We start from the raw sequence: 26,473 nt of genomic DNA on the forward strand, positions 1-26,473 counted from the left end.
GAAGAGGTCTGGAAAGGCCCGCTACAAAAGGTAAAAGCCCTGTAGCCCAAAGTCAGCACTCTCCGAGACGGATCCTGAGTACCGCGAGACACGTGAAACCTCGTGGGAATCCGGCAGGACCATCTGCCAAGGCTAAATACTCCCTAGCGACCGATAGCGAAGCAGTACCGTGAGGGAAAGGTGAAAAGCACCGCGGAAGCGGAGTGAAACAGAACCTGAAACCGTGCGCTTACAAGAAGTCAGAGCCCGATATAGGGGTGATGGCGTGCCTTTTGTAGAATGAACCGGCGAGTTACGTTCCCATGCAAGGTTAAGGTGAAGAGCCGGAGCCGCAGCGAAAGCGAGTCTGAATAGGGCGAATGAGTATGTGGACGTAGACCCGAAACCGTGTGATCTACCCCTGTCCAGGGTGAAGGTGCGGTAACACGCACTGGAGGCCCGAACCCACGAATGTTGAAAAATTCGGGGATGAGGTGGGGGTAGCGGAGAAATTCCAATCGAACTCGGAGATAGCTGGTTCTCCCCGAAATAGCTTTAGGGCTAGCCTCGGTGTCAAGAGTCGTGGAGGTAGAGCACTGATTGGGTGCGGGGCCCGCCAAGGGTTACCAAGTCCAGTCAAACTCCGAATGCCATGTACTTATAACCGGGAGTCAGACAGTGAGTGCTAAGATCCATTGTCAAGAGGGAAACAGCCCAGACCATCAGCTAAGGTCCCCAAGTGTGTGTTAAGTGGGAAAGGATGTGGAGTTGCAAAGACAACCAGGATGTTGGCTTAGAAGCAGCCACCATTTAAAGAGTGCGTAATAGCTCACTGGTCGAGTGACTCTGCGCCGAAAATGTAACGGGGCTAAACACACCACCGAAGCTATGGCTTGATGCTTTGCATCAGGGGTAGGGGAGCGTTGAATGTACGTCGAAGTCAGACCGTAAGGACTGGTGGAGCGCATTCAAGTGAGAATGCCGGTATGAGTAACGAAAAGACAAGTGAGAATCTTGTCCGCCGTAAGCCTAAGGGTTCCTGAGGAAGGTTCGTCCGCTCAGGGTAAGTCGGGACCTAAGGCGAGGCCGAAAGGCGTAGTCGAAGGACAACAGGTTGATATTCCTGTACCACCGTAAGCCGTTACGAGCAATGGGGTGACGCAGAAGGATAGTGACGCGGGCTGATGGATGCCCGTCCAAGCAGTGAGGCTGATGCGTAGGCAAATCCGCGCATCGTAAGGCTGGGCTGTGATGGGGAGCGAAAATTGCAGTAGCGAAGGTCATGCGTTCAGGCTGCCAAGAAAAGCCTCTAGCCAGGCGAAGGTGCCCGTACCGCAAACCGACACAGGTAGGCGAGCAGAGTATGCTAAGGCGCTCGGAAGAACTCTCGTTAAGGAACTCGGCAAAATGACCCCGTAACTTCGGGAGAAGGGGTGCCTCGGTAGGGTGAATAGCCCGAGGGGGCCGCAGTGAAAAGGCCCAAGCGACTGTTTAGCAAAAACACAGGTCTGTGCGAAGCCGTAAGGCGAAGTATACGGGCTGACGCCTGCCCGGTGCTGGAAGGTTAAGGGGAGTGGTTAGGGGTAACCCGAAGCTATGAACCGAAGCCCCAGTAAACGGCGGCCGTAACTATAACGGTCCTAAGGTAGCGAAATTCCTTGTCAGGTAAATTCTGACCCGCACGAATGGCGTAACGACTTGGGCGCTGTCTCAACGAGAGATCCGGTGAAATTTTAATACCTGTGAAGATGCAGGTTACCCGCGACAAGACGGAAAGACCCCATGGAGCTTTACTGCAGCTTGATATTGGACTTTGGTACGATCTGTACAGGATAGGTGGGAGCCTGAGAAGCCGGAGCGCCAGCTTCGGTGGAGGCATCGTTGGGATACCACCCTGATCGTATCGGAGTTCTAACCTGGTACCGTGATCCGGTACAGGGACCGTGTCAGGTGGGCAGTTTGACTGGGGCGGTCGCCTCCTAAAATGTAACGGAGGCGCCCAAAGGTTCCCTCAGAATGGTTGGAAATCATTCGTAGCGTGCAAAGGCATAAGGGAGCTTGACTGCGAGACCTACAAGTCGAGCAGGGACGAAAGTCGGGCTTAGTGATCCGGTGGTACCGCATGGAAGGGCCATCGCTCAACGGATAAAAGCTACCCTGGGGATAACAGGCTTATCTCCCCCAAGAGTCCACATCGACGGGGAGGTTTGGCACCTCGATGTCGGCTCATCGCATCCTGGGGCTGAAGTAGGTCCCAAGGGTTGGGCTGTTCGCCCATTAAAGCGGTACGCGAGCTGGGTTCAGAACGTCGTGAGACAGTTCGGTCCCTATCTGTCGTGGGCGCAGGAAATTTGAGAGGAGCTGTCCTTAGTACGAGAGGACCGGGATGGACGCACCGCTGGTGTACCAGTTGTTCCGCCAGGAGCACCGCTGGGTAGCCAAGTGCGGACGGGATAAGCGCTGAAAGCATCTAAGCGTGAAGCCCCCCTCAAGATGAGATTTCCCAGTACGTAAGACCCCTTGAAGACGACGAGGTTGATAGGTTCGAGGTGGAAGCGCAGCAATGCGTGGAGCTGACGAATACTAATCGGTCGAGGGCTTATCCAACATGCATGCTCTTCAGCTAATGAAAGACCTTCGCAAAGGTTCGTATCCAGTTTTCAGGGTGCAAGCTGCACGAACGAGTAAACCTCCCATTGGGAGGTTTTTTTATTTGCGGGCTGACCAACGTCTGAAGGTGACGAACGGGCAGCCCTTTTTTTGCGGCCGATTACAGAAACAAGTGCATGCCAGGCGCATCCGCGGCTCTGTCCTGGAATCCGATGATAATGAAAAAGACAACATCGGAATATGCAGGATAAGAATGCGATATTTACAAGCTCGTGACCGGATACTATAATCAGGATCATAAAATGCATTCTTACAATGTTACAAAAATTCGTTTTGTAAACTTGATGTGGAGGGCGGGCCAACGACATGGCGATCAAACGGTTCAACGTAGGCATTATCGGGCTGGGCGAAGTGGCGCAGGTCGTGCATTTGCCGGTGCTTCAATCGCTGCCTGAGCTGTATCGCGTTGCGGCCTTATGCGATATTTCACCGAAACTGGTACAGCATCTTGGTGCTCAATATGGCGTGGACAAGCTGTATACCGATTTCAACGAGCTTGTGAAGCAGGCGGACCTGGACATTGTCTTCGTATTGAACAGCGACGAGTATCATGCCGAATGCGCCATTCAAGCGGCGAACATGAAGAAGCATGTATTCATCGAGAAGCCGATGTGCCTGACCGCCGCCGAGGCGGATGCGATCATCGAAGCGCGGGACCGCAACGGCGTCCAAATCATGATCGGCTACATGCGCCGTTATGCGGCGTCGTTCGTTGAGGCGGTCAAGGAAATCGGCGGCTTGGACCATATCACCTATGCGCGGGTGAGAGATATTATCGGGCAGAATCATTTCTTCATCCAACCTACGAGCCGCACGGTGTCGTTCGGCGATATACCGGAGGCGGCGAAGAAGGATCGCGGCGAACGCGCGGAACGCCTCGGCAGAGAGGCGACCGGGCTTCAGCCGGACAACCGGTTGTTCGGCTTTTACCGGCTGCTTGCAGGGCTGGGAAGCCATGACCTGTCGGCCATGCGCGAAGCGATCGGCATGCCGAAGGCGGTGTTGGCCGCGAAGGTATCGGCGCACAGCGACAGCGTCTTTTTGAATGCGATTTTCGATTACGGCACGTTCTCGGTGACGTACGAAATGGGCATGGATCAGCAAGGACGATTCGACGCGCACGTGGAGGTGTACGCAAGCCGCAAGTCCGTGAAAGTGCAGTACGACACGCCGTACATCCGTCATCTGCCGACGAAGCTGTTCGTCAACGAGACCGAAGGCGAAACGTACAAGGAATCGGTCATTCGCCCGACCTATACGGATTCGTACACGCTGGAATTGAAGTGTCTCCATGAAGCGGTCACGCTGGGCGTTGCGCCAAAGACGACGCCGGAGGATTCGAAGGAAGATCTGGTGTTGTTCCAAATGATTATGGACGCGCTGAAGGCGAATGCATGAAACGGTTCGACGCGAACGCATCATCATCGCTATCATCCCAATTTCAAGGAGTGTTCGACATGCCAAAAGTATTGACGGAAGAACAAGTGCAGCATTTTATCGACAAAGGCTGGGTCAAGCTGGAGAATGCGTATCCCCGCGAAGCGGCGTTGAACGTGCAGGAGTTTCTGTGGGGCGAGCTGGCCAAGAAAGGCATCCTAAAGGACGATTCCAGCACATGGACGGAGCCGGTCGTACGGCTCGGCAACTATGTTCATCCGGTTATGGACGGGCTGAACTCGGAGCGGCTAACGAACGCGATCGAGGATTTGATCGGCGAAGGCCGCTGGGAAAGCGGCAAAGACATGACGGGCGTCATGTGGGGCGGGTACATCATTAACTTCGGTCCGGAAGTTCCTGGCGGCTGGCATTATGACGGCAGTCATTTCCGGCACTACCTGGACAGCTGGGAACAAGGCTTGCTGCTCGTCTGCCTGTTCTCGAGCGTGAAGAAGGGCGGCTCCGGCACGCTGGTGGCCGAAGGCTCGCATAATATCGTCGCGAACATGCTGGCGCAGCATCCGGAAGGCATGGGGCTTGGCGAAGCGATCCGCGAGTGCAACAAGCATCCATGGCTCGCGGAGCTGGTCGGCCGCAACAAGCCGGCTTCCGACGACATCTACGCCGACGCGCCGACGCAAGAGAAGCAATCGAAGAAGGAGCATCTGGCGAAATTCATGAACGAGACGTACGAAGATCCGGAAGGCTTCTCGCTCCGCGTCGTCGAAACGACGGGCGAGCCTGGCGACATGGTGCTCTGCCATCCGTTCCTGTACCATGCGCCGTCGGATAACGAGCTTGGCGTTCCGCGCTTCATGTGCAACCGGGTATCCCCGACACGGGAGCGTATGCAGCTCAACCGTGAGAATCCTGCCGATTATTCGGTTGTGGAACGAATGATTCGCACGTCGCTGGGGTTGAAAGACGGCGAGCTGTGCACGTGGGAACGCCAGGAAGCCAAGCAGGCGGAAGCAAAATAAGCGTGATTATCGCTAACAGGACAGAGGCTGGCGGAATCGTCCAAGGGGACGTTTCGCCAGCCTTTGCGATCCGTATCAACGCGCATTGCGCATAGCGCGCGTTCACGCCGGCGCCGCCCAATCTTACTCGCTAAGCCTGTGAATCCGGCAAGGGCGTGCTCTCGCCGAAGACGACGGACGTCGTCAGACGGATCGTCTCGAAAGGCCGGTTCGGCTTGTTCACCCGCTGCAGCAGCTGCTCCGCGGCGCGAAGCCCGAGCTGCAGCTCGTCGTAAGCGACGGTCGTCAGCGTGAAGCCGAGGAACGAGGCCTCGCCGATGTGGTCGAACCCGGAGACCGCGAGGTCGGCGGGAACGGATTTGCCGATTTCGTTGGCATACCGAATGACGTGGAGCGCGACTTTGTCGTTCATGCAGACGAAAGCATTCGGGAGCTTCGGCATTTCCTTCAACGCTCTGGCAAGAGTATCGTACTGCTGATAGCCGTCAGGGCTTGGCGCAAGAATGCAGTACGCCGGATCGACGCGAACGCCGGCGTGATCATGCGCCCGTTGAAAGCCATACCACCGCTCCATGAAGCTTCGGCACGAATGAATGTCTCCGATAAAGCCGATTTTCGCATAGCCTGCGTCGAGGAGGCGGCGCGTGATGCGGTAAATGCTGTCCTCGTTCTCCATGAAAACGACATCCGCCTGCAAGCCGGAGAGCGATATCCGGGGATTGATATTGATGAACGCCTTCGGTACCGGCAGCTCCATGAGCTTCTCGGTATACGGCTTGGCGATGCTTCCCGCAACGATGAAGCCGTCGATATCGTTGTTCGTCAGCAGGGCCGGGAGCGCGAGGGAATCGATGTCTTCGTTTTTGATAAAGCTGATTTTCATTTCGTACCCGCTGCCGCTCAGAATCTGTTCGACGCCGCTCATGACATTCATCCAGAAGCCCATGCCGTGATGAAGCTGATGTTTGGTAATGTAGGCAATGCTTCTCGTCTTGGCGGGGGCTTCCGGCGGCTGACCCGAAACGGATGTCTTGATCTTCTTGTAGCCCATCGCGATGGCTTGCTCGATGACTTTGCGTTTCGTCTCGCTCGTTATGCTGGGATGATCGTTGAGCGCTTTGGACACCGTGTTCCGGGATAAGCCAAGGACGCGCGAAATATCGCTGGTCGTGATCTTCTTCGGCAAAGGTATCATTCCTTTAGGCGGTTAACGTTCTTACTATAATTGTAGAGCCGGCGGACGGTTTGTCAATAAATGCGCGAATTGTAATCTTACACTTTACAAAGAGGCTGCAGGCGAAGGTGAGCTCATTACCGGCTGCGGCCGCAAAATTACCGCATTATGAAAGCGCTTCATCATAATGCCGGGATATCGGGCTCAGTTATGTCCCCCCTATGCTCGAAGTGAGCGACATCGAATGCGCGGCGATGGGAATTATCGGAGAACAGGCACGGGGACGACATGCAAGCTTCGCCTCCCCATGAGCCGAGGTTCTGGCAAGGCTGGTCGTTCCGCTGACGCGGAACTGCTCGCCAATGCATCCAAGGAGGAGTCGCTATGGATAAAGAGAAGCTGGACGACGTGCTGGAGCGGATCGCCGATCGCGTCAAGCTGGACTGCCGGGGGCGGAACGACTTCGTGCCCAACGACGAGAACGCAAGCGGCAAACGGTATTCCGAAGAGGTCGTGTCGGCGATTCAGAATGCAGTCCGATACATGAACGACCATCTGTTCGATGGCATCCACCAGGAGGAGGTCGCCAAAGCGGTCTGCATGAGCAGGGGCTACTTCAGCGTGTGCTTCAAGGATATCGCCGGCAGGCCCTTCAGCGATTACTTGCGCGACCTGAAGATCGCCGCCGCCGAATCGCTGCTGCGCAATACGAGCAAGCCGGTCTACGTCATCGCCGACCAGCTCGGCTTTCAGGACGAGAAATATTTCAGCAAGCTGTTCCGCGAACAGAACGGCATGACGCCCACGGAGTTCCGGGAAAGGAACCGGTAGCCCGGCAAGGCAGCGCTTCGGCGGAATTAAGCCCGGTTCGGTCAATGAACAGCAGGATAGGCGGGCGCCGATCCAGAAGTAGGTACGAGCATCCGATTCGTCCATGGGACATGCGCGGATGCCCGTTGCGCAGTTTATCAAGAGGAGGCAGCTCACGATGCTATACGACTTGAAACAAGCGAAGAGCCGGGCGTTCACCGCGGAGAACAAAACCGGCGCCGCCGGAAGCGGCGGACAATCGAACCGCGGCCGCAAAGGCTCGCCCTGTCTGGAAGGGTTCCGCAAAGGCGAAACCGTCGAATTGCTCCGCTGCGACGGTCCGGGCGTCATCCGCCATATCTGGATGACGATTCCGCCGGGCAACGTCGATCATATGCGGAACGTCATTCTGCGCATGTACTGGGACGATCAGACGCATCCGAGCGTGGAGGCGCCGATCGGCGATTTCTTCGGCATCGCGCACGGACGGCAGAAGACGATGCTGTCGGACTGCGTCACGATGCAGGCGGGCAAAGGCTTGAACTGCTGGATCCCGATGCCGTTCCGCAAAAACGCGGTCGTGACGGTCGAGAACGATTCCGATTCCGACGTGCGGCTGCTGTTCTATCAGATCGACGCGACGATCGGCGACGAGCTGGACGTTTCGGCGGGCTATTTTCACGCGCGATTCCGGCGCAGCAACCCTTGTCCGATGCACGAGGATTTCGTCATCGCGGACGGCATCGAAGGGAAAGGCGTCTACCTCGGCACGACGCTCGGCGTACGCAGCCTGGAGAACGATTCCTGGTGGGGCGAAGGGGAAGTGAAGTTCTATATCGACGGCGACGGCGAGTACCCGACGATATGCGGAACGGGCGCCGAGGATTACATGGGCTCGGCCTGGGGGCTGGAGGAAGTGCTGACGCCGTACCAGGGTGCGCCGCTCGTGGACGGCAAGCTGGGCTTGTATTCGATCTACCGTTTCCATGTGCGCGATCCGATTTATTTCGAGCGGAGCCTGAAGGTTACGGTGCAGCAGATGGGTTACGGGAATAAGGAACAAGCGCGCCGGCATTACGGCGACGGGCAGTTCGTCCATTATCGCGCGGCGGGCAGCACGGACGAGGCGGAAGATTGCTACTTCGAGCGCAGCGACGACTACTGCGCCGTCGCCTACTGGTATCAGACGCTGCCGACGGTTCCGTTCGGCCGGTTTCCGGATCGTTCGGAGCGCAGCGCGGATCTGAAGCCGAGCGACGCCGAAGGACCGAAACGCACCGATAGGTAACAGATGAAATTTATCCCCTTTCGATCGACGGCGCTTGTTATGTTCATGGTATGATGGACACAGCGCCGCCTTCCGAAAGGGGTTTTTCGTGCGGGAAGCGGCCGGGAGCGAAGTAGCAATCGGGAGAGAAGCAATCAGGAGAGCAGCAATCAGGAGGAGAAGAGCGGATGTCGCAAATTAACGAAATGAAGGACGGCGACGAATTCGTCGGCTTCTATCTGATCAAGGAGAGCGAAGTCAAGCAGACGAATACGACGCCGCCGAAAGACTTTATGAATATTACGCTGTCCGATGCCAGCGGGCAGGTGCCGGCGAAGCTATGGGACGCGACCGAGAGCGACAAGGAGCTGTTCAAGGCGCTGTCGCTTGTGAAGGTGCAGGGAATCGTGCAGCTGTACCGCGAGAAGCTGCAGGTGAAGATCAACCGGATTCGGAAAGCGAACGCGGCCGACGGCGTCGAGTTGACGGATTTCGTTCGCGCGGCGCCGGCCGAGCCGGAGACGCTCGTGGCCCGTATTCGGGCGGCGGCGGCCGAAATCGCCGACGCGGAAGTTCGGACGATCGTCGCGTACTGCCTGGACAAGGCGGGGGACCGGCTGCTGCATTCGCCGGCGGCGAAATCGCATCATCATGCTTATTACGCGGGCTTAGCCTATCATATCGTCCGCATGCTGGAGCTGGGCGATTTCATCTGCGCGCAGCGGCCGTTCCTGAACGCGGACCTGGTGAAAGCGGGGATTATTCTGCACGATATCGCGAAGCCCGAGGAAATGGTGTCCGAGCTCGGCATCGTATCGGATTACAGCAACGCCGGGAAGCTGATCGGCCATATCTCGCTGGCGTCGCTCTGGATTGCGGAAGCGGCGTTCAAGTCCGGGATCGATCCGGATTCGGAGCGCGTCATGGCGCTGCAGCATCTCGTGCTGTCGCATCATAATTTGGGCGAATGGGGCAGCCCCGTCCAGCCGCAAATCGCGGAGGCGGTCGCGCTGCACTATATCGATTCCCTCGACGCGAAGCTGCAGATGATCGAGGACGCGCTGGAATCGACGGCGAGCCGCGAGGACTGGACGCCGCAAATCAGGGGCCTGGAGAACAAGGCGTTCTATCGGATGAAGCTGTAGGCTGGCGGACTTCGGCCGGCGCACGCCGTATGCCATTTGACGCAGGCTCGGCCTGCACGGCCTTGCCCGCCATTGCCCCGAAGCGGGGCACAGGGTACAATGGATTCCGACGAAAGGGGTAAGAGCGATGTTACGATTCGGCATTATCGGAAGCAATTTTATTACGGACCAATTCATTGCGGCGGCGCGCGAGGCGGAAGGGGCGGTCATCTCGGCCCTGTACTCGCGGACCGCGGAGCGGGCGGCGGAATTCGCCGCGAAACACGGCATTCCGCTGACGTTTACGGATATCGGCGAGATGCTGGCGAGCGGCGAGGTGGATGCCGTCTATATCGCATCGCCGACGTCCTTCCACGCGGAGCAGGCGATCCAATGCATGCGCGCCGGCAAGCATGTGCTGTGCGAGAAGCCGGCGGCATCCAATGCGCGCGAATTGCAGCGGATGGTCGAGACGGCCAAGGAGCATGGCGTCGTGCTCATGGAAGCGATGAAGAGCTCGTTCATGCCGGGCTTCCAGGCGATTCGGAAGCTGCTGCCGTCGCTGGGCGCCATCCGGCGTTACTCGGCAAGCTACTGCCAGTACTCGTCGCGTTACGATGCCTTCCGCGCGGGCGAGGTGCTGAACGCGTTCAAGCCGGAATTTTCGAACGGCGCGCTTATGGATCTCGGCGTCTACTGCGTCTATCCGCTCATCCTATTGTTCGGGGCGCCCGAACGGATCGCCGCCAGCGGGACGATGCTGTCTTCCGGCGTCGACGGTCAAGGCAGCATCATCGCCGGCTATAAGGGGATGGAAGCGGTCATCGCGTATTCCAAAATCTCGAATTCGTCGCAACCCGCCGAAATCCAAGGCGAAGAAGGGACGATGACGATCGACGCGATCAACCTGCCGCGCAAGATTACGGTTCGCTACCGGGACGGCCGGGCCGAAGACATAGACGCGCCGGAGCGGGGACTGGTCATGAGCTATGAAGTGCAGGCCTTCCTGCACCTGGTCCGGAGCGGCCAGAGCGAGTCGCCGCTGAACTCGCACGCGAATTCGCTCGCCGTCATGAACGTGCTGGATGAAGCAAGACGGCAGCAGGGGCTTGTTTTTCCGGCGGATTCGAAATAAGGCAAGCATGGACTACGAGGCAGCCGGTATCTATCGGCTGCCTCGCTTGCGTTCGGGGAGGCGGCCGTTAACGAAGGCGAGAACTAGCGCTTACGGCTCCATCCGACCGGCATAAATCAGATGCGGCTTATTGAAGATAAAGGAGAGCATCGCATGCAGCGATTGAAATCGTCTTCTTCGTAAGGCCCCAGAAACAATCTTTCCGTTTCGATTCGAACCATCCCCGTTACGGCCTCCCGTCATCATTGCCAATGCCGTATTTGCGGCTTTCATACATGACCTGCAGCACGAGCTACTGGCTCCGCTTATAATGCGCCGGCGTATTGCCCGCGACCTTCTTGAACATCCGGTAGAAATGCGGCAGGCTCTCGAAGCCGCAGGAAGCGGCGATTTCCGCCACGGTGCCGTCCGTCCCGGCGAGCAGCTCCTTCGCATGCATAATGCGCTTCGCAACGATGTACTCGGTCACGCCGAGGCCGGTATGCTGCTTGAACAGGCGCGAGAAATACGACGGGCTGACGGACGCATGGGCGGCCAATGTCGTCAGCTTGAGATGATGCAGCAGATGCGCGTCGATTTCATTCAACGCGTTCTGCAGCCAGACGGGTCTGGAACCATCGTGCGGCTGCTTGCGGTTGCCGGGATTGAGCTTCCGGTTCGTATGCAGCAGCATCGTCTGGAGCAGGAGAAGAATCGCCTGCATGAAGCCGGGCTCTCGCGCGTCCAGCTCTTCCTGCATGCCCGCGAACAGCTGCTCTAACCGCTGCCGCTCCTCGGGAAGCAATTCCAGCTTGTAGCTCCGGTTCGCTCTTGCCGTGTCGAAGCATTGCAGGAAGGAGAACGAGCCGATGCCGGCGGCGGACGCCTGCACGAACGGGCCGCTGAAGAAGACGACCGAAGTCGTCGGGGGCGCATCCGGGTGCGGAAGCGTTTTGTGAATCGTATTGCCCGGAATGAGATAGAGGTCGCCCGTCCGCATTTCGTAGAACGTATGATTGATGAACAGCGTGCCCGCGCCCCCGTGGACGTAAATGATTTCGTGCCAGTCATGCAAATGATCCGGCAGCTCCGCCTGCGGATTCTTCGTGCTGTTCAGCTCGAGCGAGATCGGCAGCGCGCCGTCGGAAGCGAACTGCTTGCGCATGGGGTTCACCCCAATCCCTCCTTCCTTTACCTAGTATGTGCTTGCATGAGTGCAAGAAAAGGTATATTTCCGACGTTTATCGCAATTTTGATTCTGTTTCTTACGATCTATAATGAAACTATAACGGACGTGAAATGGAATGTCCATCATGCGATAAGGAATGGTGAAAGCGGTTGGAGCCTATGATCAGCACGGGCGCGGACGCGCTGTATATGAATGAACGCGACCATGTCGCGACGGCATTGCGGGAAATCGCCGCAGGCGAAACGATTACTTACCGGAATGCGGCAGGCTTGCGGCAAGTGACGGCGCTAAACGATATTCCGTTCGGGCACAAAATCGCGATCGCCGGCGTCGAGACAGGCGCCGACATACGCAAATACGGCGAGGTTATCGGGCGCGCGGAATCGCCGATTGCGGCCGGGCAGCATGTGCACGTACACAATATCGAAGGGATCCGCGGGCGCGGCGACCTTGGCGCGAAGGAGACGAAATAGTGGAACGTACGATCATGGGCTATGAACGCCCGAACGGCGATATCGGCATCCGGAACCACCTGCTGATCATCCCGACGGTGATTTGCTCCAATCAAGTGTGCAGCCGGATCATGCAGCTGGTGCCGGGCGCCGTCGCGATTCCGCATCAGCATGGCTGCAGCCAGATCGGCGCGGACAAGGAGCGCACGTTCGACGTGCTTGCGGGCACGGGCATGAATCCGAACGTCGGCGCCGTCATGATTATTAGCCTTGGCTGCGAAGTCGTCGATCCGGTTGCGCTGGCGGAGGAAATCCGCAAGACCGGTAAGCCGGTCGAGTTCTTCGATATCCAATCCGTCGGAGGCTCGGTGAAAGCGATCGCGTACGGCGCGGAATTGGCCAAGCGAATGATGAACGACCTGCAGGGACAGGAGAAGGTGCCCGTGCCGCTGAACAAATTGAAAGTCGCGGTCAAATGCGGCGGCTCCGACGCGACATCGGGTCTGGCGTCCAACCCTGCGCTCGGCGTGGCGGCGGATTCGCTCATCGGCGAAGGCGGCTCGATCGTCATCGGCGAGACGACGGAAATCATCGGCGCGGAGCATCTGCTGGCAGCGCGCTGCGTAACGCAGGATGTTGCGGACAAGCTGTACGCCATCGTCGACCGCTTCGAGAAGGAAGTCGAGCGGATGGGCGCCGACATGCGCGGCGGCAATCCGAGTCCGGGCAACATCGCCGGCGGCCTGTCCACGATCGAGGAGAAATCGCTAGGCTGCATCAGCAAATGCGGCACGGCGCCGATCAAGGACGTGATCGAATACGCCGAGCGCATTCCGGATCACGGCTTGTACTTCATGGATTCGCCGGGCAACGACATCGAATGCGTATCCGGCATGGCGGCCGGCGGCGCGCACATCGTCTGCTTCACGACGGGACGCGGAACGCCGACGGGCGCAGCGGTCGTGCCGGTCATTAAGATTACCGGCAACCGGCAGATGTTCGAGCGCATGGAAGACAACATGGACATCGACGTAAGCGATATGCTGGACGGCAGCGCCGGCTTGGAGCTGGCCGGCGAACGGATTTGGCAGGAGATCGTGGAAGTGGCGGAAGGCAAATGGACGAAAGCGGAAGTGCTGGGCCATACGGAGTTCAGCATCAACCGGATCGGTCCGAGCTTATAACGCGTAACGAGGCCATAGGCAACAGACATCGGAGGTGTTCCCGGCGTGAGTGCGTTAATGAATAGTGCGTTAATGAACGATTGGCTTGATCTGGACTATCGTCCGGCCCTGCCGCAAAACAAAGAAATCGGCATCGGCATCATCGGCGCGGGCGAAATCGTGGAAGCCTGCCATCTGCCGGCTTATCAAATGGGCGGCTTGCGCGTCGTCGGGATTTTCGACTTGAACCGCGAGCGGGCGGAGCGGCTGGCGGCGAAGTTCGGCATTGCGAAAGTATACCGCGAGCTCGACGAGCTGCTGCTGGACGCCGACGTGCGTATCGTCGACTTGGCCGTGCCGGCGAGGGTTCAGCCGGACATCGCGGAGCGGGCAGCCGCGGCGGGCAAGCATATGCTGTGCCAGAAGCCGCTTGCGGAATCGTACGGGGAAGCGGTGCGCATTGCCGAGGCTTGCGCGAAGCACGGCATCAAAGGCGCGGTCAACCAGCAAATGCGCTGGTCCCCGAGCATTCGGGCCAGCCGCACGATCATCCGGCGCGGCTGGCTGGGCGAATTGCTGCAGGCGACGATCCAGGTGAACGTGAAGCAGGAGTTTGCCAATTGGGGCTGGCTGCGTGAAATGCCGACGCTGGAATTCATGTACCACAGCATTCATTACATGGATGCGATCCGGTTTCTGTTCGGCACGCCGGAGTACGTCTACGCGGACGGCGCCCGTTTCCCGGGCCAGCGCACGATCGGCGAGACGCGCACCTTGCTGCATGTCAAGTTTCCGGGCGAGGCGCGCGGGCTCATTCACGACAATCATAACCATATCGCCGGCGAGGACGATTGGTTCGCCACCTACAGGTTCGAGGGAACGGAAGGCATCGTCAAAGGCACGAACGGCTCGTTGTACAATTACCCGGTCGGCCGCGAGGATACGCTGAGCTTCCACGCGAAGGCGATTCACGAGGATTACTGGTTTACGCCGCGCCTGCATGGCAAATGGTTTCCGCATGCGTTCATGGGGACGATGGGCGAGCTGATGCGCGCCGTCGAAGAAGAACGCGAACCGGAGAACAGCGTAGCGGATAATCTGGAGACGATGCAGATGGTGTTCGGGGCCTACCTGTCGATGAGAGAGAATCGGCCGGTGACGCTGGCGGAAATCGCGAATGGCGCGAATGGCGCGAATGGCGTGAAAGGTTAGATGGGGAGAGGACAGAAAAGAGGGCGGATGCGCCCTCTTTGTTGTGGCCCGTCAAATGAACGTGGACCGCGTCAGCTTCTATCTTTAAGACCGATTCGCCTTGCTGTCTTGGACGGCGCTGTTGATCATGCCGTTCAGCTGCTTCAGGAAATCATCCACGCTTACATTAGGATTCGCCAGACCCGGAATTTGCTGCACCGCTACTTGTAAAGCTACATTCTCGTAAGCGCTGGCCTCCGGACTCGGCCGGGAGGCGTTCTTGAAGAACGCCTGCACGTTCTTACCGGATGTCCCGGTGACCGCCGCGCCGAATTGTTCCATCGTGTCGGGCGTGCGTATGACAGGGCCGATCCCTGCTTTCGCGTATTCCAGCTGTCTCTCCTCCGATAACAAATACGCGATCATCCGGAACGCCTCCTTCGCATGCTTGGACGTCGACGATATGTATAACGTAGTCGACAGCTGGAACGGTCCGAGCTTGGTTCCCTCGTCTACGGTCGGGAAGCTGACAAGGTCGAGATTCTGCCCGCCTTTTGCCCCTTCCGACAACAGATCGATCCCGTCTCCAACCGCCATGGCGATGCTGCCGCTATACGCAAACAGCGATCGTGCGGCCGACGGATTATTGCCCTCTGTCACCTGGCTAGCTGCGGCAGGCGCGATCAGGTCGCGGAACAGCGTCGCCAGCTCCGTCCACTGCGGACTGAGCACGGTCGACAAATCCGTTGTCGCATCCAGGAAATGCAAGCCGTATTCGTCCATCATATTCAAGAGGGTTATATCGCTCGTGTACGGCGTAAATCCGATATAGCTCGTTCCGGCGAATTGCTTATTCAATTCGGCAACGTCCTTCCACGTCATGCCGTCTTCAGGATAACGGATTTTCATTGCGTCGAATACGTTCTTGTTATAGTAGAGCGCGCTGAAGGTTCGGCTAAGCGGCAATTGATAGATATGCCCCTCTTCGTTGTCATGCGCATTAACGCCCTCGACGAGGCCCGGATCGAACAAATTGAGATCCATCTCTTGCGCATGAATAAAGTCGGTTAAATCAAGTCGGACTTGCTCCCAAATCTCATTCGGCGTAGCAAGATGATCGACATCCAATACCAAGTCCGGGAATGTATCGTCTATCGCATGGCCTTTCAGTCCATTCAAATTAAGAGCTGAGAAAGTAATGTCATAATTCGGAAAATGATCAATCAGATCGTCCTGCATTTGCTGCGGCAATCCGCCAAGCGCAGCGAACGAAATGGGCACTTTCGTTGCAGGGTCTCCCGATGCCGCTTGCTGCCCCGTCCCGTCCGATTGAATCTCGTTATTGCACGCGACCAGCGCGGCCGCAAGCGCGATTGTCGTGATCAATAGGGCGCCTCTTCTCACAGGCGATACCACCTCGCATCTTCATGATTTCTTCCTCTATTTCCATAATATAGTATAAATCCGCCATGATGTAGGGGGCAATCATCTGATCTTGTTCGTCATTCATGGAATAATGCCGGAGCATGGCGGTTGATAAAGGGGCTGCGGGGGAGGGGAGACTGAAATGGAAACGCTGGCAAACTTTTAATTGACACCCATTTTCGTTAATGTTACCCTTATTGTGCATCCGCATTAACGTTAATGGATTGTAATAACGTTTATTACCGCGGATATTTTTTTGGCCTTTTACATTATCGTTAATGTGCTAACGGTCATTTATCGGCGACATTGCAAATCCGCTTCAGGAGTACGGTTAAGGGAATCGAGAAGTCGTCCCGCAGACGAGCATGCGAGCGGAAGAGCGGGCGATCTACAAGGAGGCATTCCAAGATGAACGGTATCATTCAAGGACGACAAACGATGGCTATTCCTGTCTTCAAAGGCAATGGCAAGATCGAATACGGCGAGATGTCCGTGCCTGTTCCCGGCGAAGGCCAGCTTCTTATACAGGTGAAGGCTAATGCGCTGTGCGGCTCCGATCGCGGCCAGTTCTACGATGGAAGCTCCGTGACTCCCGGCCATGAAGCGTCCGGTATCGTGGCTGCGGCGGGACCTGGAACGCATACTGCGATCGGAACGCCCGGCGTCGTGTTTCTTATGGATTTCTGCGGAGCGTGCCGGAGTTGTCTGCAAGGCTTCACGAATCAGTGCTTGCGCAAAAGAGCCGATTACGGCTTCTCGCATCACGGCGGATATAATCCGTACATGGTCGTTAACGAAAACGTGTTCTTCGCTATTGACGGGGTGATTCCGTTCACCGAAGCCACGATGCTGCTCGATATTATGGGCACCGGGGGGCATGCCATCAAGCGCGCGCGGCTCGTTCATCAAGACATTCAGTCCGTGCTCGTCGTCGGCGCAGGTCCGATCGGCCTTGGCGTTCTGGCCATGGCGAAGATTCTGCTGGGCTTTCATATGCCGGTCTTCATCACGGATTTTGTTCCCTATCGACTCGAGCTGGCCGAGAAGATGGGAGCGATCCCGGTAAACCTAGCGAATCAAACCATCAAGAAAGCCCTGGAGGATGCCGGTTATTCGGATGTTGACGCGGCGATCGATACAAGCGGTAAAACGGCCGGACGCCATGGCGCGCTGGAAGTGCTTGCCCGTCGAGGGGCGCTTGTCTGCGTCGGACACGGTCAAGAGTTGAACCTCAAGGTGTCGAGCGATTTGATCGCGCCCGAACATAGCGTGCTCGGCAGCGAGTACTTCCAATATCAAGAGATCGCGGAGAATCATCCGCTGCTGCTGCAGCATCTGCCGTACTTGCGGCAGATCATTACGCATCGCTTCGGCATCGATCGAATTCAGGAAGCCTATGAGCTGTTCTTCCAAGGCGATACCGGGAAAGTCGTGATCGAACAATGAGCGCGGCCAAGAAACTGAAGGTGGCATTGATCGGGGCGGGCGGTTCCTCGAACGGCCGCGGATTATCCGATGGATTTAAACATGCGGGGAGCTGGGGGCTCCAGCATGCGCGTATTTTCGCGACGCGTCCCGACGTGGACTTCTGCGCGATTGTCGGACGCGACGGTAAGCGGACAGCGGACAAAGCTAGCGAGTACGGAGCGAAGCCATATACCTCGATTGCCGAAATGTTAAACGAAGAAACGCCGGATTTGGTGAGCTTATGCCTGCCGAACCAGGGGCATTTCGAAGCTACATTGGAAGTCATTCAGGCCGGTTTCCCGCTGCTTGTCGAGAAGCCGTTGGTGTTCGATCCGAAGGAAGCGGATATTCTCCTGAATGAAGCCGCCAAGCGCAGCTTGTTTTTTGCCATCAATTTTAACCATCGCTACGCGAAACCCGTGCAGCTTGCCTGCGAGGCGATTCGTTCCGGAAGACTTGGCGAGCTTACGTTCGCGTCATGGCGTTTTGGCGGCGAAGGAGGGGGCAGCCATCCGCATGCCAATCTCATCGAAACCCAATGCCACGGCTTCGACATGCTGGAGCATCTATGCGGACCGATCGAATCCGTCATGGCGGAAATGACGGACAAGACGGGCGGCGGGTATCGGACGCTCTCCCTCGCGCTTCGATTCGAGAACGGAGCGGTGGGCAGCGTCATCGGAACCTATGATTCCTCTTACGCCTACCCCGACACGCATCGCGTGGAAATCGACGGCACGTCGGGCCGTTCCGTTATCCACGATACCGTGAAGCGATACACGTTCCATTCGACGGGCAACGAGATCGGCGAAACCTGGGAGGCCGGTTACTTCAACGACGTCGACCGGGAGTTCCATCGGACATTCGATAAGCATATCGATGATTTGCTCGGCGCGCTTCGAGAAGGCGGGCAGCCGCCGATCCATGCGCATTCGGGATTACGCGCATTGTTAATCGCGGATGCCGCGATACGGTCGTTCGAGAGCGGGAAGCGCGTCAAGGTGTCCGGCGCAACGTAAGAACGAGTCCGCAAAATAGTTGATGAGAAGCAGAAACGATCCTAATGACTGCATATTGCACAGTCTTTAGGATCGTTTTCAGTTCCAACTGTTTATGTCGTAAGCCATTATGTCGGAAGTCATTATGCCGTAGTCGATGATGTCCATTAATTAACCGTGAGCTCCGTTTGCGGCTGCACGCGAAATTACGGCGGTGTCGATAACTTCCTTAAACGAGTGTTCTTCATCGGGCCGGTTGATTTTATGAAGCAGAATTTCAACCGCGCGGCGTGCCATCTCTCCTTGGGAGCTGCTGATCGATGAGAGGGGGAACGGAACGAACATTCTGGAATGGATGTTATCGAATCCGATGATGGCATATTCCTCGGGTATCTTGCAGCCTCTCAATTGAAGGGCATACATCGCTTCCCAAGCAATTACGTCGTTGAATGCGAAAATGCCGGTAAAGGGTTCGCTGCGTTCAACCATCGTTTCAACCTTTTCCTTCGCATCCCCCGTTCGAATGCCGATTTCTTTCGTGAGCGCGGGGTCAACGGACAAGCCGGCTTCTTCGTGTGCTCGCATATAGCCGCGATAGCGTTCTTGGGCGCTAGAGATCCGTTGCGGCGCATTCAAAAACAAAATTCTGGTATGGCCCTGGTCCAGCAAATGCTTCGCAGCCAGATAACCGCCCTTCTCATCGTCGCAGATGACGTAATCGAACGCCGGCTCATCCACAAACCGTCTGCCGACGAGTACGAACGGTATGCCGTTTCTCTTCATTAGATGCATATTCTCGGCGCTGTATTGCGCAGGACAAATAAGGATGCCGTCGACGTTCTTGCTGATCGCGATTTGAATGGCTCGCTCTTCTAATTCATTATTCTCCTCGGTGTTGATCACGAAAATCGTGTAATTATGCTTCCTGGCCGTATTCTCGATATCCTTCACCAGAATGCCGAAGTGGGGATTGGCAACGTCGCTTACAATCACGGCGATCGTTCTTGAATGCCCGGAACGCAGGGAGCCTGCGGCGGAGTTTCCGACGTACCCCATTTCTTTGGCTATCGTCTTAATCGCCTGCCGGGTAGCCGGAGCGATATCGTCTTTATCCTTAAGCGCCCTGGAGATCGTATTAACGGACAGCCCCGCTCGATTCGCGATATCCTTAAGTGTCACTTTTCTACCTAACACTCTTCCACTCCTTGCATAGCTGGATCATAAGCAGCTTACCGACCGCTACATGAACGTTCATATTTTCAAGATAGCATTTAGGCAACCACTTAGCAATCCTTTGACGATCCTTGGGCGATGCTCTTCTGGGCTATATGTTCAGACCCGGCGGAAGCTGCATCGGCCGTGCTTCGGGCGGCACCATGAAGGGAAAGACGGCAAACCGAGCAGAAGCGTCTGCCGGATGCTGCGAATTTCGTCGTGCGAACGGCCGGGCCGTGGTATATACTACCAAATAAGGATGCCGAGGCTGTCAGCTTAAGCGGGCTGGCGATGGATGCTGGATGCGAGACTTGAGACGCAGGATTCAAGGAGGAGATCGAAATGTTCTTCGTTAATGCAAGAGCCTTCGTTGTACGTACCCATGCCGGGAATGAAACCGAGATCGTCATTCAGAAGCGCGCGAAATCCGATTCCGACCATAAAATGGAACTGCCCGGCGGCCGGCTTGAGCTATACGAATCGTTGACGCAGGCGCTTATCCGCGAAGTGAAGGAAGAGACCGGGCTGGATGTATACGAGATCGAAGGGAGCGAGACGCGCGTGGATACGGTCGGCATCGATCCGGCTTTCGAGGTTGAAGTTATCCGTCCGTTCGCGGCTTACCAGACGACCAAGGGATCGATCGATTCGGTCGGCGTGTATTTCAGGTGCAAAGCGGAAGGCGAGCTGCTTGCCGAGGGCGATGAAACGCGCGCTATCCGCTGGATTGCCGTTCGCGAGCTGGCGGCGATGTTCCGGGACGATCCGCTGCAATTCTCGAGCGTCGACCGCGCGGGCATCAAGTTCTATCTGCGGGAGCTGGGCTTGTTGGATTTGCGAGGCGAAGGACGCCGCTGAAAGCATAGACTTTCATGAACAAGAAAAGAGGGGCTGCCCATGCAGACTTTTCCACGATTAACAACCGAACTCTCGTGCTGAGGCAGTTGACGCTTGCGGATGCACCCGAGATTTTCGATTATTTCAGGCTGGATGAAGTGACGAAATATTACGATTTGGAGAGCTTCACGGAGCTTCGGCAGGCGGAGGAGCTGATCGAGCGTTGGAGCGCCCGGTTCGAGCGGCAGGCAGGCATCCGCTGGGGAATCGCTTTGAAATCCGATGACCGGATTATCGGGACATGCGGCTACCACGGCTGGTCGAAGGAGCACGGCAGAGCGGAAATCGGGTATGAGTTGACGCCTGCCTGCTGGCGGCAAGGCATCATGAGCGAGGCGCTTGCCGCGATCATACCTTACGGATTCGATCGCATGGGGCTTAACCGCATTCAAGCTTTCATCGACCAGGACAACGCGGGTTCGAGAAACGTGCTGGAGAAAGCAGGGCTGTGCGAGGAAGGCTTGCTGCGGGACTATTTCTTCGAGAAAGGGCGGTTCGTGGATGCCGTTCTGTTCGCGAGGCTGAAACGAGACCGCTGACTCGGCTAGCCCGGTCCAAGGCAGCGGCCGCCTAAATAAGGAGGAAAGGCATGCTGGACAAAACGCTTCCGTATTACGATATCATTATGACAAGAGACGGTTCGCTGCCCGTTCCGCCGCCCGTGCTGCCCGAGGGGTATTCATTCGCGGCATTCGCGGAAGGCGATGAAGCGCAATGGGCCGACATCGAAGCATCGGTGGGGGAGTTCGACGAGGCCGACGAGGCGCGCCGGTATTTCGAGCAGGAATATTTGCCGCATCGGGAGCAGGTGCGCGAACGCACCCTGTTCGTTCGCAGTCCGGAAGGCGAATACGCGGGGACGGTGACAGCTTGGTGGAACGAATCCGGGCCGCGGCGGGTCGCTTCGCTCCACTGGCTTGCCGTGAAGCCTGGCTTCCAGGGGCTCGGCCTCGGCAAAGCGCTTATCCGGCAATGCCTGCTGACGCTGGCGCAGCTCGAAGGGGACCGGCAAGTTTATTTGCATACGCAGACATGGAGCTGCGCGGCGATTGGCTTGTATTTGCAGGCAGGCTTCATTATCGAGCCGTCGACCAGCTTCGGACAATATCGGAACGACTATGAGCAGGCCATGCCGCTTATCCGGGACCGGCTTCGATTGGACCGGCCGTCCGGGCAGTAAGTTTGCGCGCGCACGGGGCGCTCCGCTCGAACATCACAAGGCAGAAGAAGGAGCACGGAATATGGAAATTGCATTCGATACGTTCGTCATTTCGGATAACAAGGACAAGCTTGATCATGCCGTGATCGTGGATTACTTGTCGAGAAGCTACTGGGCGAACAAGCGGCCAGAAGAGCGGATATTGAAATCGATCGCCAATTCGGTCTGTTACGGGGTGTACGAGGAGGGACGGCAAGTCGGTTTCGCCCGTATCGTGACGGACTGGGCGACGGTATTTTATTTGTGCGATGTGTTTATACTGGAAGCTTATCAAGGGCGAGGGCTGGGGAAAAGATTGATCGAGGCCATTGTGAACGCGCCGGAATATGAAGGCGTCGCGGGCTTGCTCGGTACGCGGGACGCCCATGGCCTGTACGAGCGGTACGGCTTCGAGCAGATCGAAGGGCGGTTCATGCGGCGGGCGCCGCAAGACGCTGCTGCACGCACGAACCTGGGGCAGAATGAATCGGAGCACGCGGGTAGTTAACAAGGAAGCATGCAATTACGCCATAACGACGAAGGTGATCACCATGAATGCGAAACAAGCTGCGGCGGAGAAAGCCGCGGAGCATATCGAATCCGGCATGACGGTCGGACTCGGAACCGGCACGACGGCGTACTATGCGATTCATCGCATTGCCGCCCGCGTGCAGGAAGGACTGGATATCCGCGCGGTAGCCAGTTCGAAGCAATCGGAGGAGCTGGCGAAGCAGCTCGGCATTCCCATCGTTCCGTTCGCCGCGATCGACGGCATCGACGTTACGATCGACGGCGCGGACGAGGTTGACCAGGCGCGTAATCTGATCAAGGGCGGAGGCGGCGCCCTGCTCAGGGAGAAAATCCTTGCGGCGAACAGCACCGCCTTCATCGTCATCGTCGACGAGTCGAAGCTGGTCCGCAAGCTGGGGGCATTCGCCTTGCCTGTGGAGATCGTTCCGTTCGCCTGCGAGCTGACGACGAAGCAAGTGCGGGCGCTCGGCTGCGAGCCGGCGCTCCGGGCCGTCGACGGCCGGCCCTTCGTGACGGACAACGGCAATTTCATCGTCGACTGCGACTTCGGCGTAATCGACGATGCCGCGGAGCTCGGCTGCAAGCTTCATCGGATCCCGGGCGTCGTGGAGCACGGATTATTCGTGGGCATGACCAAGACCGTCATTGTCGGCAGTGCCGACGGCTCAGTCCGTTACCTCTGACAAGCGATCGCGAAAACAAAAGATAGCGAGAACAAAATTCGGAAGCGGGGATGACACGGATGGTGAAAGCGATTTTGTTCGATTTGGACGGAACGCTGCTGGATCGCGACCGCTCGCTTGCGGCTTTTCTGGCGCAACAATTCGAGCGCGTACCGGCGCTTCGCGGCATGGGCCGAGAAGCGTATATCCGGCGGTTCGTCGAGCTGGATCGGAAAGGCTACGTCTGGAAGGACGTCGTATACCGGACGCTGATCGAAGAGTATCGGCTTTAGCTGGACTGGCAGGAGATGGTGGACGACTATGTCCGCTCGTTCCAGCGGCACTGCGTCGGGTTTTCCGGCATGATCGCGATGCTGGATACGTTCAAGCGCCAGGGGTACAAGCTGGGCGTTATCACGAACGGGTTCGGCGATTTTCAGATGGGCAGCATCCGCGGCCTCGGGATCGAAGTGTATTTCGATGCCATTCTCGTCTCCGAAGTCGAAGGCTTGCGGAAGCCGGATATCCGCATCTTCGAGCTGGCGCTGCAGCGGCTCGGCGTCCGGCCGCATGAAGCGGTATTCGTCGGCGACCACCCCGCCAACGATGTGGAAGCGAGCATGCGCGCGGGAATGCGCGGCGTCTGGAAAGAAGACGCGTCGCTTGGCGAGCCCGCAGGACCGGCGCTCAGGATTCGCGAGCTTCCGGAGCTGCATGGTCTTATTGCGGCATTGGCCGAAGAGTCGCCGCTTCCCAAGCGGCAATCACCCTAGCGAAGGGAGTATTGTCATGAACATTACGTTTCGGTTAGCGGAGCTTCCGGACGAAGCGCCGATGGAGCTGCTGCTGCTGGCCGATCCGTCGCGCGCGCTTGTCGAAGCCTATTTGCGCGAAGGCAGCTGCTTCCTGGCTTGCGCCGGATCGGAAGTCGTCGGGGAGTTCGTCCTGATCGACACGGCTCCCGACGCCGTGGAAATCATCAACGTAGCCGTCCGCCCGGAAATGCAGGGCAGGGGGATCGGCAAGCAGCTCATCGAACGGGCGATCGAGGAAGCGAAGCGGCGAGGCGCCGCGCATATCGACATCGGGACAGGCAATTCAAGCTTGCATCAGCTGAAGCTGTACCAGCGCTGCGGCTTCAGAATCGTCGGTATCGATCGCGATTTCTTCTTGCGGCATTACGATGAAGAAATCGTCGAGGACGGTATCCCGTGCCGGGATATGATTCGACTGCGGATGGATTGCGGGGGGCAATAGGCGAGGAAATGGCTGAGGATGCGTGATGGCCGTCAACAACCTCGCTGTCAAGCGCGTTCGTCCATGGCGATCCTGCGCATGCGTTATTTGTTCCATGAAGCCTGATGCTGCTTCGCGTATTGTCTGGGCAGCAGGCCGACCTTCTTCTTGAACATGCGGAGAAACCCCGAATAATCGTTGAAGCCCGCGTCCATGCTGGCTTCGGTCACGCTGCGGCCTTCCCGGAGCAGGGCCTTGGCCAGGGCGATGCGCTTGTACAGAATGTATTCGTGGATCGTGCTGCCGGTATGTTTCTTGAACAGCCGGCTTAAATGGAATTTGCTGATGAAGAACAAGCTCTCCAATCGCTCCAGCGACAAGTCCTCGGCCAAATGCCGGTCGAGATAAGCGAGCACGGGCGCAAGCTGCGAAGGCAGGTCAAGACCGATGTCCTTCTCTTGCTGCTTATAATAGCACCGATGCACGAGCGCGAGGATTTCGAGCAGGCAGCCGAGCTTGACGACGAGCGATTCGGGAGCCGGCTGCTTCCGCAGGTCGTCGAACTTGGCGAACAGCTCCGCCAGCGCGGAACGGTCATGCTCGTTTAGCCTGACTTTGTTGCGCTCGCCGATCGGCCGGTCATAGAAGCATTCCAGCAGGTCCAGCTGCTCCGTACGGAACAACGCGATCATCGCCGGATCGAATTCGATCGTCACGCGCTCGTACAGCGCGTCCGTCGTCAGAGCGGGCTTATGGATTTCATGCTCGTTCGTAATGATCAGATCGCCGATTCGCAGCGGATAGACGGCTTTGTCCACGAAATAATTGACGTCGCCCCGAATGAGGAAGAAGATTTCGCAGCCGCGGTGCAGATGGAAGTGAATATTGAACGGCGGCTGACGCGTCGCATGAAGAAAGTTCGCATGGTCGTCGAACCGGGCAAGATAGTTGCTGAGCATCGTACCGCCCTCCTTTAATTTTGAGCAATATTATCCACTTTCAGCGCAATTTCGTCAAGGAAGTTGTATATGCATTTCGATAGGATGAAAGGGAAGCGTGTTCATTCATATTCATCGGGAGGCGTACTAATGAGCGAGCGTACGATTAAGTTCGGGCTGGTCGGCATCGGCGGCATCGGACAGCATCACGTCAATTATTTGCGCAGCATGGAGCATGTGGCGTTGGTCGCCGTGTGCGATACGGATAAGGGAAAAGCGGACGCGACGGCGAAGGACTGCGGGGCGGCAGCCTATTACGATGCGATCGACATGCTGGATCGCGGAGGCCTCGACGTGGTCATCATTGCCGTGCCGCATTACGACCATCCGACGATCGCGATCGAAGCGTTCAAGCGGGGCATCCATGTCCTGTGCGAGAAACCGATCGCCGTACACGTCAATGCCGCCAAGGCGATGATCGAAGCGCATGAAGCGGCGAAGGCGCGGAAGCCGGACTTGCAATTCGCCATCATGTTCCAGGAGCGGACGCTGCCTTATTACGCGAAGCTGAAGGCGATCATGGAAAGCGGCATGCTCGGCAAGCTGTCGCGGGCGACGTGGATTCATACCAAATGGTTCCGTTCGCAGGCCTACTACGACAGCGGCGGCTGGCGCGCGACATGGGCCGGCGAGGGCGGCGGCATCCTGACCAATCAATGCCCGCATACGCTGGACATGTATCAATGGCTGTTCGGCTTGCCTGCGACGATATCGGGTCATGCGCATATCGGCAAGTACCACGACATCGAGGTCGAGGATGAAGTGACGGCGTATTTCGAGCATGCGTCCGGCATGATCGGCCACTTGATCGTGACGACGGCGGAGCTGCCGGGCACGAACCGGATGGAGATCGTCGGCGACTTGGGCAAGCTCGTTCTCGAAAACAACAAGCTGCTCTATTATAAGTATCCGCAGTCGATGCTGAAATTCTCGCAAGAGACGGATCAGCGCTTCGCCGAATGGGAGATCGTACCGGAAGAAATCGCGGTCGATACGAATGTGCCGAACGGCCACCACGTCGTCACGGAACGGCTCGTTCAGCGGCTGCTCGGCAACCGGGTCGACCTGATCGCGGAAGGACCGGAAGGGCTCGGGTCGCTGACGCTGGCGAACGGCATCATGCTGTCTTCGTTCAAGCAGCGCCCCGTGCCGGTGCCGATCGACGGCGATGCGTTCCAGGCCGAGCTGGCAGAACGTATCCGCACGTCGAGCTATGTGAAGAAAGCCGTACAGCAGCCGGATGCGAACCAAGACATGTCCGCTTCGTTCGGAACGACCAAATAAGGGGAGAGCCAT

General features: G+C 57.4%; 25 protein-coding genes and 1 rRNA gene (1 of these 26 cut by a window edge). 21 read left to right on the forward strand and 5 right to left on the reverse strand.

Features of this window, described 5'->3' with window-relative positions:
- The 3 genes from GXP70_RS09670 to GXP70_RS09680 all read left to right on the forward strand — a co-directional run.
- Nucleotides 1-2,586: ribosomal RNA gene (locus GXP70_RS09670) — 23S ribosomal RNA — on the forward strand; it begins 340 nt to the left of the window's first position.
- 369 nt (nt 2,587-2,955) lie between these two features.
- The gene (locus GXP70_RS09675) at nt 2,956-4,047 is read left to right on the forward strand and encodes a Gfo/Idh/MocA family oxidoreductase (protein WP_162356241.1); all 1,092 of its coding nucleotides are present in this window, start codon (nt 2,956-2,958) and stop codon (nt 4,045-4,047) included.
- Nucleotides 4,048-4,106: 59 nt separating this feature from the next.
- The gene (locus GXP70_RS09680; protein ID WP_162356242.1) at nt 4,107-5,066 is read left to right on the forward strand and encodes a phytanoyl-CoA dioxygenase family protein; all 960 of its coding nucleotides are present in this window, start codon (nt 4,107-4,109) and stop codon (nt 5,064-5,066) included.
- A 130-nt stretch (nt 5,067-5,196) separates the two neighbouring features.
- Here GXP70_RS09680 and GXP70_RS09685 read toward each other — a convergent pair whose 3' ends face one another.
- Entirely contained in the window at nt 5,197-6,252 is a 1,056-nt protein-coding gene (locus GXP70_RS09685) for a LacI family DNA-binding transcriptional regulator (RefSeq protein WP_162356243.1), read from the reverse strand.
- A 372-nt stretch (nt 6,253-6,624) separates the two neighbouring features.
- Here GXP70_RS09685 and GXP70_RS09690 point away from each other — a divergent pair, with 372 nt between their 5' ends.
- The 4 genes from GXP70_RS09690 (at nt 6,625) to GXP70_RS09705 (ending at nt 10,576) form a co-directional block, all read left to right on the forward strand.
- On the forward strand, nt 6,625-7,071 hold the full coding sequence (locus GXP70_RS09690) for a helix-turn-helix domain-containing protein (RefSeq protein ID WP_162356244.1): 447 nt from the start codon (nt 6,625-6,627) through the stop codon (nt 7,069-7,071).
- 157 nt (nt 7,072-7,228) lie between these two features.
- Nucleotides 7,229-8,338: a glycoside hydrolase family 172 protein gene (locus GXP70_RS09695; RefSeq protein WP_162356245.1), complete on the forward strand. Its 1,110-nt coding sequence runs from the start codon at nt 7,229-7,231 to the stop codon at nt 8,336-8,338.
- Nucleotides 8,339-8,505: 167 nt separating this feature from the next.
- Nucleotides 8,506-9,462 carry a 3'-5' exoribonuclease YhaM family protein gene (locus GXP70_RS09700; RefSeq protein ID WP_162356246.1) on the forward strand — a complete coding sequence of 319 codons (957 nt, stop codon included), beginning with the start codon at nt 8,506-8,508 and terminating at the stop codon, nt 9,460-9,462.
- Between the two features lie 127 nt (nt 9,463-9,589).
- Nucleotides 9,590-10,576 carry a Gfo/Idh/MocA family protein gene (locus GXP70_RS09705; RefSeq protein WP_162356247.1) on the forward strand — a complete coding sequence of 329 codons (987 nt, stop codon included), beginning with the start codon at nt 9,590-9,592 and terminating at the stop codon, nt 10,574-10,576.
- Between the two features lie 292 nt (nt 10,577-10,868).
- Here GXP70_RS09705 and GXP70_RS09710 read toward each other — a convergent pair whose 3' ends face one another.
- Nucleotides 10,869-11,720, reverse strand: a complete 852-nt coding sequence (locus GXP70_RS09710) for a helix-turn-helix domain-containing protein (RefSeq protein WP_225442846.1) — start codon at nt 11,718-11,720, stop codon at nt 10,869-10,871.
- Between the two features lie 182 nt (nt 11,721-11,902).
- On the opposite strand from GXP70_RS09710, the gene GXP70_RS09715 reads away from it, so the two are divergent.
- The 3 genes from GXP70_RS09715 to GXP70_RS09725 are packed head-to-tail and all read left to right on the forward strand — an operon-like array spanning nt 11,903 to nt 14,571.
- Nucleotides 11,903-12,217 carry a UxaA family hydrolase gene (locus GXP70_RS09715; RefSeq protein WP_192043435.1) on the forward strand — a complete coding sequence of 105 codons (315 nt, stop codon included), beginning with the start codon at nt 11,903-11,905 and terminating at the stop codon, nt 12,215-12,217.
- Between the two features lie 14 nt (nt 12,218-12,231).
- Complete coding sequence (locus tag GXP70_RS09720) at nt 12,232-13,380, forward strand: UxaA family hydrolase (protein WP_162360397.1); 1,149 nt, start codon at nt 12,232-12,234, stop codon at nt 13,378-13,380.
- 45 nt (nt 13,381-13,425) lie between these two features.
- Nucleotides 13,426-14,571 (forward strand): Gfo/Idh/MocA family protein, encoded by a 1,146-nt coding sequence (locus GXP70_RS09725; protein WP_225442741.1) that lies wholly within the window; start codon nt 13,426-13,428, stop codon nt 14,569-14,571.
- 84 nt (nt 14,572-14,655) lie between these two features.
- Here the strand turns inward: GXP70_RS09725 and GXP70_RS09730 are convergent, their stop codons facing one another.
- Nucleotides 14,656-15,936 (reverse strand): ABC transporter substrate-binding protein, encoded by a 1,281-nt coding sequence (locus GXP70_RS09730; protein ID WP_162356250.1) that lies wholly within the window; start codon nt 15,934-15,936, stop codon nt 14,656-14,658.
- A 447-nt stretch (nt 15,937-16,383) separates the two neighbouring features.
- Here GXP70_RS09730 and GXP70_RS09735 point away from each other — a divergent pair, with 447 nt between their 5' ends.
- Complete coding sequence (locus tag GXP70_RS09735; RefSeq protein WP_162356251.1) at nt 16,384-17,421, forward strand: zinc-dependent alcohol dehydrogenase family protein; 1,038 nt, start codon at nt 16,384-16,386, stop codon at nt 17,419-17,421.
- Nucleotides 17,418-18,461, forward strand: coding sequence for a Gfo/Idh/MocA family protein (locus GXP70_RS09740; protein ID WP_162356252.1), 1,044 nt, complete (start codon nt 17,418-17,420; stop codon nt 18,459-18,461). Before GXP70_RS09735 ends, GXP70_RS09740 begins: the two co-directional genes overlap by 4 nt.
- A 150-nt stretch (nt 18,462-18,611) precedes the next feature.
- Here GXP70_RS09740 and GXP70_RS09745 read toward each other — a convergent pair whose 3' ends face one another.
- Complete coding sequence (locus tag GXP70_RS09745) at nt 18,612-19,634, reverse strand: LacI family DNA-binding transcriptional regulator (RefSeq protein WP_162356253.1); 1,023 nt, start codon at nt 19,632-19,634, stop codon at nt 18,612-18,614.
- Between the two features lie 363 nt (nt 19,635-19,997).
- Here GXP70_RS09745 and GXP70_RS09750 point away from each other — a divergent pair, with 363 nt between their 5' ends.
- The 8 genes from GXP70_RS09750 to GXP70_RS09785 all read left to right on the forward strand — a co-directional run bounded on the left by GXP70_RS09750 (nt 19,998) and on the right by GXP70_RS09785 (nt 24,200).
- Nucleotides 19,998-20,513: an NUDIX hydrolase gene (locus GXP70_RS09750; RefSeq protein ID WP_162356254.1), complete on the forward strand. Its 516-nt coding sequence runs from the start codon at nt 19,998-20,000 to the stop codon at nt 20,511-20,513.
- Between the two features lie 14 nt (nt 20,514-20,527).
- Nucleotides 20,528-21,091: a GNAT family N-acetyltransferase gene (locus GXP70_RS09755; protein ID WP_162356255.1), complete on the forward strand. Its 564-nt coding sequence runs from the start codon at nt 20,528-20,530 to the stop codon at nt 21,089-21,091.
- Between the two features lie 50 nt (nt 21,092-21,141).
- Complete coding sequence (locus GXP70_RS09760; protein ID WP_162356256.1) at nt 21,142-21,732, forward strand: GNAT family N-acetyltransferase; 591 nt, start codon at nt 21,142-21,144, stop codon at nt 21,730-21,732.
- A 61-nt stretch (nt 21,733-21,793) separates the two neighbouring features.
- Nucleotides 21,794-22,258, forward strand: coding sequence for a GNAT family N-acetyltransferase (locus GXP70_RS09765; protein WP_162356257.1), 465 nt, complete (start codon nt 21,794-21,796; stop codon nt 22,256-22,258).
- Between the two features lie 43 nt (nt 22,259-22,301).
- Entirely contained in the window at nt 22,302-22,964 is a 663-nt protein-coding gene (rpiA, locus tag GXP70_RS09770; RefSeq protein WP_162356258.1) for a ribose-5-phosphate isomerase RpiA, read from the forward strand.
- Nucleotides 22,965-23,023: 59 nt separating this feature from the next.
- Nucleotides 23,024-23,236 (forward strand): HAD family hydrolase, encoded by a 213-nt coding sequence (locus GXP70_RS30280; protein WP_162356259.1) that lies wholly within the window; start codon nt 23,024-23,026, stop codon nt 23,234-23,236.
- 15 nt (nt 23,237-23,251) lie between these two features.
- The gene (locus GXP70_RS09780; protein WP_162356260.1) at nt 23,252-23,716 is read left to right on the forward strand and encodes an HAD family hydrolase; all 465 of its coding nucleotides are present in this window, start codon (nt 23,252-23,254) and stop codon (nt 23,714-23,716) included.
- Between the two features lie 16 nt (nt 23,717-23,732).
- Nucleotides 23,733-24,200, forward strand: a complete 468-nt coding sequence (locus GXP70_RS09785; RefSeq protein ID WP_162356261.1) for a GNAT family N-acetyltransferase — start codon at nt 23,733-23,735, stop codon at nt 24,198-24,200.
- A gap of 83 nt (nt 24,201-24,283) precedes the next feature.
- On the opposite strand, the gene GXP70_RS09790 is transcribed toward GXP70_RS09785, so the two are convergent.
- Nucleotides 24,284-25,138, reverse strand: a complete 855-nt coding sequence (locus GXP70_RS09790) for an AraC family transcriptional regulator (protein ID WP_162356262.1) — start codon at nt 25,136-25,138, stop codon at nt 24,284-24,286.
- A 129-nt stretch (nt 25,139-25,267) separates the two neighbouring features.
- Here GXP70_RS09790 and GXP70_RS09795 point away from each other — a divergent pair, with 129 nt between their 5' ends.
- Nucleotides 25,268-26,461, forward strand: a complete 1,194-nt coding sequence (locus GXP70_RS09795; protein ID WP_162356263.1) for a Gfo/Idh/MocA family protein — start codon at nt 25,268-25,270, stop codon at nt 26,459-26,461.
- Nucleotides 26,462-26,473 lie beyond the last annotated feature (12 nt).

This window comes from Paenibacillus lycopersici (assembly GCF_010119935.1).
Classification (GTDB): Bacteria; Bacillota; Bacilli; order Paenibacillales; family Paenibacillaceae; genus Paenibacillus_Z; species Paenibacillus_Z lycopersici.

Coding starts and splice junctions, on each gene's coding strand:
- GXP70_RS09675 (WP_162356241.1), top strand. CDS start 2,956: ATGGCGATCAAACGGTTCAACGTAGGCATTATCGGGCTGGGCGAAGTG.
- GXP70_RS09680 (WP_162356242.1), top strand. CDS start 4,107: ATGCCAAAAGTATTGACGGAAGAACAAGTGCAGCATTTTATCGACAAA.
- GXP70_RS09690 (WP_162356244.1), top strand. CDS start 6,625: ATGGATAAAGAGAAGCTGGACGACGTGCTGGAGCGGATCGCCGATCGC.
- GXP70_RS09695 (WP_162356245.1), top strand. CDS start 7,229: ATGCTATACGACTTGAAACAAGCGAAGAGCCGGGCGTTCACCGCGGAG.
- GXP70_RS09700 (WP_162356246.1), top strand. CDS start 8,506: ATGTCGCAAATTAACGAAATGAAGGACGGCGACGAATTCGTCGGCTTC.
- GXP70_RS09705 (WP_162356247.1), top strand. CDS start 9,590: ATGTTACGATTCGGCATTATCGGAAGCAATTTTATTACGGACCAATTC.
- GXP70_RS09710 (WP_225442846.1), bottom strand. CDS start 11,720: ATGCGCAAGCAGTTCGCTTCCGACGGCGCGCTGCCGATCTCGCTCGAG.
- GXP70_RS09715 (WP_192043435.1), top strand. CDS start 11,903: ATGATCAGCACGGGCGCGGACGCGCTGTATATGAATGAACGCGACCAT.
- GXP70_RS09720 (WP_162360397.1), top strand. CDS start 12,232: ATGGGCTATGAACGCCCGAACGGCGATATCGGCATCCGGAACCACCTG.
- GXP70_RS09735 (WP_162356251.1), top strand. CDS start 16,384: ATGAACGGTATCATTCAAGGACGACAAACGATGGCTATTCCTGTCTTC.
- GXP70_RS09740 (WP_162356252.1), top strand. CDS start 17,418: ATGAGCGCGGCCAAGAAACTGAAGGTGGCATTGATCGGGGCGGGCGGT.
- GXP70_RS09750 (WP_162356254.1), top strand. CDS start 19,998: ATGTTCTTCGTTAATGCAAGAGCCTTCGTTGTACGTACCCATGCCGGG.
- GXP70_RS09755 (WP_162356255.1), top strand. CDS start 20,528: ATGAACAAGAAAAGAGGGGCTGCCCATGCAGACTTTTCCACGATTAAC.
- GXP70_RS09760 (WP_162356256.1), top strand. CDS start 21,142: ATGCTGGACAAAACGCTTCCGTATTACGATATCATTATGACAAGAGAC.
- GXP70_RS09765 (WP_162356257.1), top strand. CDS start 21,794: ATGGAAATTGCATTCGATACGTTCGTCATTTCGGATAACAAGGACAAG.
- rpiA (WP_162356258.1), top strand. CDS start 22,302: ATGAATGCGAAACAAGCTGCGGCGGAGAAAGCCGCGGAGCATATCGAA.
- GXP70_RS30280 (WP_162356259.1), top strand. CDS start 23,024: ATGGTGAAAGCGATTTTGTTCGATTTGGACGGAACGCTGCTGGATCGC.
- GXP70_RS09780 (WP_162356260.1), top strand. CDS start 23,252: ATGGTGGACGACTATGTCCGCTCGTTCCAGCGGCACTGCGTCGGGTTT.
- GXP70_RS09785 (WP_162356261.1), top strand. CDS start 23,733: ATGAACATTACGTTTCGGTTAGCGGAGCTTCCGGACGAAGCGCCGATG.
- GXP70_RS09790 (WP_162356262.1), bottom strand. CDS start 25,138: ATGCTCAGCAACTATCTTGCCCGGTTCGACGACCATGCGAACTTTCTT.
- GXP70_RS09795 (WP_162356263.1), top strand. CDS start 25,268: ATGAGCGAGCGTACGATTAAGTTCGGGCTGGTCGGCATCGGCGGCATC.